Genomic DNA, 9,812 nt, shown 5'->3' with positions numbered 1-9,812 from the left:
CTAATGCCGTTCACTTAAGGTGAGCGGCATTGTATTTTCTAGGATATCGGCTTGGCTTTTTCTTCACGACTCTAGGGAAGGCTCTTTCTCGCCTTGGCTCAAGTATTAAGCTCCCACTCATTGCATAGAAGTTTTGGAGTTGCCTCGGTATGGCTCCCGGTGACGAGTAGGGAAGCCCCACTATTAGGCGCATGATGTGGGCTAACGCTCCATTGAAGCTAAGTTGGTATGGCAAGTAGTCTCCATTCAACGTATTACACATCTGCACCATTTGATATCTGACTAAGTTGTATGTCAGTAGTATTCCCCAGAGCTCTTGTCTCACGAGCTCTGGGAGTCGGCTTCGCAGTGTAAGGCGGTTACCCAGCATGTATTGTTTTTGCTCTCGGTACCCCAGTTCAATTTCCCAACGGTATTCATATAAACCGACTATATCTGATTTGGGATAAAGCATAGGGTCAGCCATTGAGGTGAGAACATCGTATTGCTTCCCCTCTTTGACTCTCGTGATTAAACGTACCACAACCTCTTCTTCTAGCTCTGGCCATTTCTTACGCGCTTGCGGATTACTCTTCAGTTTTATCAGTTTATCTTGTCGGCCAAAAGACTGAACAACTTCATAAATCAGCCCTTTTTTCATCGGGATAAGCCAATGGCGATTGATGCCGTGCGAACGCCATGCTTGAAGTAAACCTAGGGAGTAAAAGCCTTTGTCGAAGAGCGTTAAGCTGTTATCGGGGGTCGTTTCGATAAGCTGCTCTGCCAGCTTCATTTCATTGACGGTATAACAGTCAAAAGCACTGCCTGTGATTAAATGACTGCTCAGCTCCATCTGACAGACCATGCGCACCTGTGGGTACTGTGTTTCTTTACCATCACGATTGGTAGGCTTGGCAAACGCTTCAGCATTGTCTTTCGAGTCTTCTGTTCTCCATAAAACCCCATCAACACCCAGTAACGTAAGTCCGTTCCAGTTTGGTAAGTTAGCCTGTTTGAACCAATGACTTTGCGTACACTCAAAAAGCGCTTTAGCCGCTGATTCACCAAGATTTTTTCTTCGCTGTGTTAATGCACTTGGAGCAACAAATGGCTTACCTGTGCGGTCAACAATATCGAGCATATTGACAATGTCAGCCATGGATTTATCGTTATAGATAGCCATGCCAACCAGTAACCATGCCATCGACTCTAAAGTGAGCTTTCGTTTTCTTAGAGTAACGGTATCAGTAAGCTCATAAGCACTATTGATGAGCTCAATGGGCAAGAGGTCTGCGAGTGTTTCAACTTGATTGGGTTTATAACTATTGATGATATCGAGGGCTTGAGAAACGTGCATAAAAAAATCCGATAAACAAGGTCTATCGGATTTTTACATAAAGGTAGGATCATTCAACTGATCTGCCGATTAAAGTCTTAACTGATCGGCATTACACCGCAGTATCTCTTTTTCATTTTGGCTGTGAGCCATGTTGATTAGCGACTTTTACGCCAATAAGGCTCGGCTTCAATGCCAATTTGTCGCGTCTGCTCCATCGCATGAACAATGGAGTTTTGTTGGCGAATCAACCATCGCTTGAGTTGTTCTTGTTCGTCTTCTTGCAACTTGTCGATCAAATTCTCTAGCGGCTTGAGCATTAATAAATCATCTATTCCTTGCAGTAAATCAGCCCAAGGGAGACGGAAGTTTTTGCGTTCTTCAATATCATAAAGGCTCGCAAAACCAATGCCAGTGTAGAGATTACGCATTAAACGATACTGCTGATCAATATACTCTTGAGGGCTTAGCTCAACTTTAGGAGGAAAAGCTTCCATTAACTCGGCCCATGTGCGATCCAACTGCTTCACCGAAAACGAACCGACGTTACGCGCCATTTTTTCTCTGGCTTTATCGTCCAAGAAGGGTTGCCATCCACGGCTCAAAATCCAACGACTGAGATCAAGCAGTAACCCAGTATAACGCGCCGAACTGAGCAGCTTTAAGTTTTCTTCCCGATTAGGTAGTGCCTCTTGCTGCTCTTTTAACTCGGCGATGATAAATTTACGAGCGTCCAGTTTACGCAGTGCGTGGCCTTTATCTTCAAGCAGATTTGTTAGGTAGTCATGAGTTTTTAACCACGATAACTCTTGCTCCAACCATTTTAATTCCTGACGTAAAATAGCGCTGGCGCGACGTGGCACAATGCCGCCATAAATGCTCAAGATCTGGCGTAAAAAACTGGTGGCGTGGCTTATCTCATGTAACGCCGGAATTGAATCGCGCTCGGTGTAGATCTGTTCATGGTGATGCCAATGGGATAATGCATGCTCTAGCGAGTGAATAAAACACTCTTCCACGCTGTCAGTACTGACTGTATTGACCAAGGTTAAGGCGTGAACTTCATCACCTTGATAACCAGACGCAAGACGATAGCCTCGCGCCGCTTTACTCAAGTTACCCAGACGCATACCACCGTGCTCACAAAACTGGCGAGCTAACGTAAACAAGGCATCCGTTTGCCCCGATTTCAACTCCAGCTCCACTTCGCAGATAGGTTCTTGTTTTTCACCTGCAACAACAAAACCTTGATCGAAAGCCACTTCAACTTGGCTGCCATCGGCCATGCCAATCAGCCACTGCTCGCGTGTGAAGTTGGTCGAAAATAGAGGCATCAGTTCAGATTGTAAGGTCGTAATATCTTTACCTTGTGGCCAGATATCTTCCGGATGAAGCGTCAAGTTCGGTTCATTGCTGTTGTGCTCAGCATTGTATTCTGGTCTTTGGTGCAACCCTGCAACGACTCGACCCGCCGTTTTAACAGTTTGAACATACACATCATCAAAGCGACGAATACGAAGCCCTGTGTCGTGTTGACGCAACCAGTTGTCAGGTGTATCGAAGTAAGTGTTCCCTAACGCTCGACAACTGTGCTGAAGTACTTTGATTTCAGAGATCTTGTAACGCAAAATTTCCGAAAATTCTGGTGAAACAAAAAACTTCAGTTCTATCTCGGTTTCCATAACTAACCCTTTCAAAGCAGATAGCGAAAGAATATGGCCTAATGCACAGTGGGGCAAGTAACAAATATCACCGGAATGATGATCTAAAACAGTTTTAATGAGAGATTTAATGGGTTAACATGCGCGCCTTTATAGCCATCGCTCAACATTTCGCCATGAATGGTGTATGTTATTTTAAGGTTATATTTTTTAGGTTGAACGACCATGCCAGTAAATACAATTATGGGGTTATTTGCAAAGTCCCCTATAAAGCCTTTGCAGCGCCACGTTGTGTGTGTGAATGAATGTTGCTCTCACTTAGTCAATTTCTTTGAAGTTTGTTCAAAGGGTGACTGGGAGAAAGCAGGTGAAATTCGAGCCCAAATTTCTCATTTAGAGAAAGAAGCGGACGTACTCAAGCGTGAAATTCGTCTTAAACTACCACGCGGTTTATTTATGCCTGTCGATCGTACTGACATGCTAGAGCTGTTAACTCAGCAAGATAAACTGGCCAACCTTGCAAAAGATATTGCAGGCCGTGTCTACGGTCGTCAATTGATCATCCCAGAGCCTCTTCAAGAAAACTTCATTGCCTACGTAAAACGCTGCCTTGATGCAGCAAATCAAGCGCAAAAAGTGATCAATGAGCTCGATGAGTTATTGGAAACAGGATTTAAAGGTCGTGAAGTCACACTGGTGGCGGAAATGATCAATCAACTGGATGTGATTGAAGATGACACCGATGCGATGCAGGTTCGACTCCGCCAACAATTAATGGCTATTGAGTCGAAAATGAATCCGATCGATGTAATGTTCTTGTACAAAATTCTAGAATGGGTGGGCGGCATTGCCGATCAAGCTCAGCGCGTTGGCGCTCGTCTTGAACTAATGCTTTCTCGCTCTTAAATCAGTAAGTTAACCAAATAACGAAGAGCAAAACTTGATCCATCAGCTTAGGCGTTGATTATTTTCTCCGCTGATGGTTTTGACTCGCTTCGAGAAAATGAGTCCAGTTATGCTCCGCTTGTTATCAAAAGACTAGGTATTACGATGGATATCCTTGCGAACTACGGCACTGTCCTGATTCTTGTTGCAGCCGCTTTTGGCTTCATGATGGCGATTGGTATTGGTGCAAATGATGTTGCTAATGCAATGGGAACTTCAGTAGGCTCAAAAGCGCTAACCGTAAAACAAGCTATTATCATTGCGATGATTTTTGAATTCGCTGGTGCATATTTAGCGGGTGGTGAAGTAACCGAAACCATTCGTAACAGCGTCATCGAACCCGCACTTTTCGCTCACCAACCCGACGTTCTTGTTTATGGCATGATGTCTGCGCTTCTCGCCGCCGGAACATGGCTATTGCTGGCTTCATACATGGGTTGGCCTGTATCAACGACTCACTCTATCATCGGCGCTATTATCGGATTTGCCTGCATATCTGTCGGCCCAGAAGCGGTTGATTGGGCCTCAGTAAAAGGCATCGTAGGCAGTTGGATTGTCACTCCAGTCATTTCTGGTTTGTTCGCCTACTTAATCTTCGTCAGTGCTCAACGATTGATTTTCGATACTGAAAATCCACTGATGAATGCCAAACGCTTTGTTCCTATTTATATGTTCATCACCACTATGGTGATCGCACTGGTTACCATCAAAAAAGGCCTTAAACATATAGGCTTACACTTGAGTACCGGTGAAGCATGGTTATGTTCGGCGGCTCTATCAGGCCTTGTTATGGTCGGTGGTTACTACTACATCAAGAGAAAATTTGCCAACCGCGAAGAAGACCATGGGTTTTCCGGTGTTGAGAGCATCTTTAGCGTATTGATGGTGATCACTGCGTGTGCAATGGCTTTTGCGCATGGTTCAAATGATGTAGCTAACGCGATTGGTCCTCTGTCTGCGGTGGTTTCAACTGTTGAAAGCTTGGGTGCTGTTAGTGCTAAAAGCTCAATTGCTTGGTGGATTTTGCCACTGGGTGGTTTTGGTATTGTGGTTGGCCTAGCTACCCTTGGTCACAAAGTGATGGCGACGGTCGGTACGGGTATCACTGAACTGACGCCAAGCCGTGGCTTTGCCGCTCAGTTGGCAACAGCGTCAACGGTCGTATTGGCATCAGGTACTGGCCTTCCAATCTCAACCACACAAACACTTGTTGGTGCGGTATTAGGGGTTGGTTTTGCTCGTGGAATTGCGGCATTGAATCTAGGTGTGGTGCGTAATATCGTTGCTTCATGGATTGTCACCTTGCCAGCAGGCGCTTTACTTGCGGTCATTTTCTTCTATGCCCTGCAAGCAATATTTGGCTAATACAATAAGTCAATAGATTGTAAGTGCAATGTCATTAATTGACTCAAACGCACAGAAAGGGAGGCTTAGCCTCCCTTCTTTGTTGCACCAATCAACGAAACTTCTTAATATTTGTCGAAAGCATTTTAATACCTCATTTGATAGCTAAAGGACTTATCGTGAAAAAACTGATCTGCATGGTTTTACTGACCATGTTGGCTGCGCCAACGTTTGCGCAAGACCGCTATATTGCGGACAAACTCTTTACTTATATTCATTCAGGTCCAAGTAACCAATTTCGCATTCTCGGTAGCATCGATGCAGGAGACAAAGTAAAGCTGCTTGATGTTAATAACGATACTGGTTATAGCCAGATTGCCGATGAGAAAGGCCGCACGGGTTGGGTTGAAAGCCGTTTTGTCACTCGCCAAGAAAGCATGGCGATGCGTTTGCCGAAATTGGAGAGTGAGCTGGCCGAAGTGAAAAGTAAATTGGCCAATGCAAAGCAAAATGCAGACAGTGAAAAAGCCGGATTGGCCAATTCATTAGAGGCTCGCAATCAACAAATTTCAGAGTTAGAACAAAACTACAGTGATATCAGTAAGCAGCTCACTGATTCACAAACTGAAATTCGCGAACTGCGCGCTAAGCTGGATACTCAGAAAGAGGATCTACTGCTTAAATACTTTACTTATGGGGGCGGCGTAGCGGGTATTGGTCTGTTACTTGGACTAATTTTGCCACACATTATCCCACGCCGTAAGAAACACCCTTCTGGTTGGGCATAATCTCCCTAACTGACTGGATCTATCACTTGAAAAACGGTCACCAGAGAAAGGTGACCGTTTTTTTATCCTTTCCAATCATAAAGAGCTGGGATTTCAATCAATTCACCATCGAAACGTATCAAGGTTGATTGCGGATTGATCTCGACTAATTGCACGCCATTCACCACATCATCGCCTACCTTTCGCTCTACGCCATTAATTTTTACCCATCGTTTATCTGTGCGACTTGAATAAACGTGAGTCTGGAAATTCAGCGCTGGGATACGTCCTGAAAAGGTATCAAGATGTTCTGTGAGCAGAAGATGACCTTTTGATGTGTCTCCTACCAGTACGACTTGATCTTTGCCTTGAATCGCCAACTCAACTCGTTGTACCAATTCCGGGGATAATTGACTTAAGTCGAGATCATTAAGGCCAAACTCCTGATCTGCGTTTTTATCTCGCGGCTCACGAGTCGTCAACTGGCTTGTCTCGGTAAGTGTTTTCACTCGTGGTGTATTAGTTTGTAACTCACCAAAGTCAGGGTATTCCAGAACTTGGTAAACCCCCTCTTGTTGCACAACTTGTGGCGCATTGTGCTTCAATTGTTCTAGCTCATCGATTCGAGCTTGGTATGAATGATAAATAAGATAACCGCAGCAGAGTAACGATGGAGCAAACAACACGGTAAGCGATGATTTCGAGCACCATGAAGATGGCAAGGATTGATTAAACACTGCTACATGAGAAGAGTGAGGCAAGCTTTTGCTCTGGTGGCTCAGCTCTGATTGCTCTAATGCTTTAAGCACTTGCGACATTATCCTTGCTCCTTAGTAATGAGAAGGCGAGGTGCGTTGTGTTGAGTCAATAGCTCAAGCCGACTTATAGTGCGAGCCCCAGCAATACCATCGCTGTCCATTTTTTGCCAGCGTTGGAAAAAAGCTACTTTGCGCTTTACCTCACCATCAAATTGTTGATGCCCTGTGGCTTGCTCTCCAAGTAACTGAGACAATTTTTGGTCAAGCAGTTCAACATCATCTCCTTGCATGCCCTGTTTCAACGTTCGGAGTAAATCGTGCTGCCAAATGTAGTGATATTCTCCTGTCCATACGTCATTGAGCTGACTTTGGTTAATTTGCACATGCTTTCCTGACATTAACAATTGCACCTGCTCAGCATTGATCTGGTACAGCACCGCATAAGCTTGTGTTTGCTCCGCAGCTAAAGTGAGCACCACTGGCAAATTTAACTGCTTTAATTGGTTGAAATCACCCTGCATACGCTGACATTGAAAGCGTCCTTGTGCTTGAGCATCACAAAAACTATCGGCCAAAGATGCACTGTAACCCCACACTTTATAAAGATCGCTAATGGCCGATTCCAATGCCTTCGAGCGTTCTAGATCTTGTTCCAATTGAGCACTGATCACCACTTGAGTGATCGGTTTAGGTAATTCAGGGGAAGGCAACGCAAAGCGCATCATGCGATCAATCCATGGCGGGCTAAACCACGCAATGAACACAGCTAACATTAAGCCCGCAATGAGAGGAGAGCGATACGATATTGAAGACGGTACGAGGCGAGCATGAGGCGACTGATAGACCGAAGACTGAAAATTCATGACCTCTTGACCCGCAGTACGCACTAATTCAAATGAGAGCGCTTTCACGCCTTGCTGATAGGCTAACTTGAAACTCGCATCGCACACTAAGTTAATTAAACGCGGAATACCGTGGGTCTGTTCCGCTATCCATTTGATACTTTTCTGATCAAACCAATCCTTGTGACCGCCGGCTAACGCTAAACGAAAGTGGATGTACTGCTCTGTCTCTTGAACATTGAGAGGCAGCAAGTGATAACGACCGGTAATACGTTGCGCAAGTTGGCGTAACTGAGGTAATTGCAATTTTTGTTGTAACTCAGGCTGACCAATCAGTAAAACCTTAAGCAACTTACGGCTCTCCGTTTCAAGGTTAGTCAGTAGTCGCAACTGTTCCAGTACATCGGCGGCCAGATGCTGCGCCTCATCTATCACTAATAGCGTCTGTTTCCCTTGCGCGTGGTTATGCAGTAAATGATGATAAATTACTTGGCTAAGCGCTTTTAAACTCCCTGAAGGTGGGTAAGACAGCGCAAACTCATCACAAATCGCTTCAAGCAACTCGATGTTCGAAAAAGTTGGATTTAAAATAAACCCCGCCTGAGTACTATCATCGAGTGCTGCAAGCATCGCTCTTGCGATGGTTGTTTTGCCAGTCCCCACTTCGCCAGTTAATAGCGCAAAACCACCACCATCACCCAGCCCTGCTTGTAAATGTTGCATCGCTTCACGATGACGATGGCTCAAAAATAGGTAACGAGAGCTCGGTACAATTGAAAATGGCGGCTCGGTAAATCCAAAAAATTCCTTATACATTCTCTCGTCTCTATCATTTCACTGTGATGAAAAGTACCATTACTAACATCAATCGCCAATGGCGTTTCAGCATATTTAAGGTAATCCGGTGCAAGTATACTTAGTTGGGGGCGCGGTACGCGATCAGTTGCTCCATATTGATATCTATGACAAAGATTGGGTTGTAGTAGGCAGCAGCCCAGAGCAAATGCTGGCCACTGGTTTTACTCCTGTAGGAAAAGATTTTCCCGTATTTCTTCACCCGAAAACGAAACAAGAGTATGCCCTTGCTCGCACTGAGCGCAAAACTGGCGCTGGCTACACAGGCTTTGCCTGCTACTACGCACCCGATGTGACTTTGGAAGAGGATCTCGCTCGCCGCGATCTGACCATTAACGCCATCGCACAAGATAACGCTGGTAAGCTTATTGACCCCTATGGCGGCCAGCGCGATCTGCACAATCGCCTACTGCGCCATGTTTCTGATGCTTTTATCGAAGATCCACTACGTGTCCTTCGCGTCGCTCGTTTTGCGGCCAAATTCGCACATTTAGGTTTTACCATTGCCGATGAAACCATGGCACTGATGAAACAAATAACGCAATCAGGTGAGTTGCAACACTTAACCGCCGAGCGCGTATGGCAAGAGTGGCAGAAATCACTGGCCACTCAGCATCCAGAAATATTTCTTTCTGTTTTATATGAATGCGGTGCACTTAAAGTGGTATTACCCGAACTGGATCGCCTGTTTGGTGTTCCTCAACCGGAAAAATGGCATCCTGAAATTGATACCGGAGTACACACCTTAATGGTTGCAGCGCAAGCGGCGAAGCTCTCTTCATCGATAGCGGTTCGTTTTGCAGCGCAAGTGCATGACTTAGGTAAAGGAGTCACACCTAAAAGCGAATGGCCCAGCCATAAAATGCACTGTCACACAGGAATTAACATCATTAAAGCCTTGTGCGAGCGGGTGCGTATTCCAAATGAGTGTAAAGAGTTGGCACTACTCGTCTGCGAGCAGCATTCCAATATTCATCGAGCGGCAGAATTAAAACCCAGCACCAAACTCAAAATACTCGATAAACTCGATGCATGGCGCAAGCCTGAGCGCTTGCAGGACGTTTTACTCTGTTGTCAAGCCGATCATGCGGGTCGATTAGGTTGTGAAGAGACCCCTTATCCGCAACGCGATATTTTTCTCAAAGCCTATCAAGCCGCACTGAGTGTCGATGTACAACAGGTGATCCGTGATGGTTTTCAAGGGAAAGCGATCAAAGAAGAACTGGATAAACGACGGATCGCAGCGATTAGCGCGGTGTAAATCTTTCCCTTCTTAACTCGCAATTCAAAATGCGAGTTGCGATAGCAGAAAAAACAAAACGCCC

8 protein-coding genes are annotated in these 9,812 nt (G+C 45.3%); 4 read left to right on the top strand and 4 right to left on the bottom strand.

Going from position 1 to position 9,812, the window contains the following annotated elements; translation table 11 throughout:
* Positions 1-10: 10 nt before the first annotated feature.
* Together AACQ17_RS00835 and AACQ17_RS00830 are read right to left on the bottom strand one after the other, a co-directional pair.
* The gene (locus tag AACQ17_RS00835; protein ID WP_017047321.1) at positions 11-1,336 is read right to left on the bottom strand and encodes an IS4 family transposase; all 1,326 of its coding nucleotides are present in this window, start codon (positions 1,334-1,336) and stop codon (positions 11-13) included.
* 137 nt (positions 1,337-1,473) lie between these two features.
* On the bottom strand, positions 1,474-2,997 hold the full coding sequence (locus AACQ17_RS00830; RefSeq protein WP_029189885.1) for a CYTH and CHAD domain-containing protein: 1,524 nt from the start codon (positions 2,995-2,997) through the stop codon (positions 1,474-1,476).
* Positions 2,998-3,201: 204 nt separating this feature from the next.
* Here AACQ17_RS00830 and AACQ17_RS00825 point away from each other — a divergent pair, with 204 nt between their 5' ends.
* From AACQ17_RS00825 to AACQ17_RS00815, 3 genes are all read left to right on the top strand, one after another.
* Positions 3,202-3,882: a TIGR00153 family protein gene (locus AACQ17_RS00825; RefSeq protein WP_013856047.1), complete on the top strand. Its 681-nt coding sequence runs from the start codon at positions 3,202-3,204 to the stop codon at positions 3,880-3,882.
* A gap of 144 nt (positions 3,883-4,026) precedes the next feature.
* Positions 4,027-5,286 carry an inorganic phosphate transporter gene (locus AACQ17_RS00820; RefSeq protein WP_026027278.1) on the top strand — a complete coding sequence of 420 codons (1,260 nt, stop codon included), beginning with the start codon at positions 4,027-4,029 and terminating at the stop codon, positions 5,284-5,286.
* 158 nt (positions 5,287-5,444) lie between these two features.
* A complete protein-coding gene (locus AACQ17_RS00815) occupies positions 5,445-6,053 on the top strand; it encodes a TIGR04211 family SH3 domain-containing protein (RefSeq protein ID WP_026029138.1) in 609 nt (202 codons plus the stop codon).
* Positions 6,054-6,115: 62 nt separating this feature from the next.
* Here AACQ17_RS00815 and AACQ17_RS00810 read toward each other — a convergent pair whose 3' ends face one another.
* Positions 6,116-6,850, bottom strand: a complete 735-nt coding sequence (locus tag AACQ17_RS00810) for a general secretion pathway protein GspB (RefSeq protein ID WP_017050467.1) — start codon at positions 6,848-6,850, stop codon at positions 6,116-6,118.
* Positions 6,850-8,448: an ExeA family protein gene (locus AACQ17_RS00805; RefSeq protein ID WP_094147219.1), complete on the bottom strand. Its 1,599-nt coding sequence runs from the start codon at positions 8,446-8,448 to the stop codon at positions 6,850-6,852. Before AACQ17_RS00805 ends, AACQ17_RS00810 begins: the two co-directional genes overlap by 1 nt.
* Before the next feature lie 88 nt (positions 8,449-8,536).
* On the opposite strand from AACQ17_RS00805, the gene AACQ17_RS00800 reads away from it, so the two are divergent.
* Complete coding sequence (locus AACQ17_RS00800; RefSeq protein ID WP_094147220.1) at positions 8,537-9,748, top strand: multifunctional CCA addition/repair protein; 1,212 nt, start codon at positions 8,537-8,539, stop codon at positions 9,746-9,748.
* Positions 9,749-9,812: the final 64 nt, after the last annotated feature.

It is taken from the genome of Vibrio sp. V10_P2A27P122 (genome assembly GCF_963874335.1).
GTDB lineage: Bacteria > Pseudomonadota > Gammaproteobacteria > Enterobacterales > Vibrionaceae > Vibrio > Vibrio anguillarum.
The sequence above is the reverse complement of the archived record's forward strand: the minus strand, read 5'-3'. Positions and strand labels throughout refer to the sequence as shown.

Bases quoted from the DNA above. Each gene is read 5' to 3' on its own strand.
- AACQ17_RS00835 (WP_017047321.1), bottom strand. From the start codon at position 1,336: ATGCACGTTTCTCAAGCCCTCGATATCATCAATAGTTATAAACCCAAT.
- AACQ17_RS00830 (WP_029189885.1), bottom strand. From the start codon at position 2,997: ATGGAAACCGAGATAGAACTGAAGTTTTTTGTTTCACCAGAATTTTCG.
- AACQ17_RS00825 (WP_013856047.1), top strand. From the start codon at position 3,202: ATGCCAGTAAATACAATTATGGGGTTATTTGCAAAGTCCCCTATAAAG.
- AACQ17_RS00820 (WP_026027278.1), top strand. From the start codon at position 4,027: ATGGATATCCTTGCGAACTACGGCACTGTCCTGATTCTTGTTGCAGCC.
- AACQ17_RS00810 (WP_017050467.1), bottom strand. From the start codon at position 6,850: ATGTCGCAAGTGCTTAAAGCATTAGAGCAATCAGAGCTGAGCCACCAG.
- AACQ17_RS00805 (WP_094147219.1), bottom strand. From the start codon at position 8,448: ATGTATAAGGAATTTTTTGGATTTACCGAGCCGCCATTTTCAATTGTA.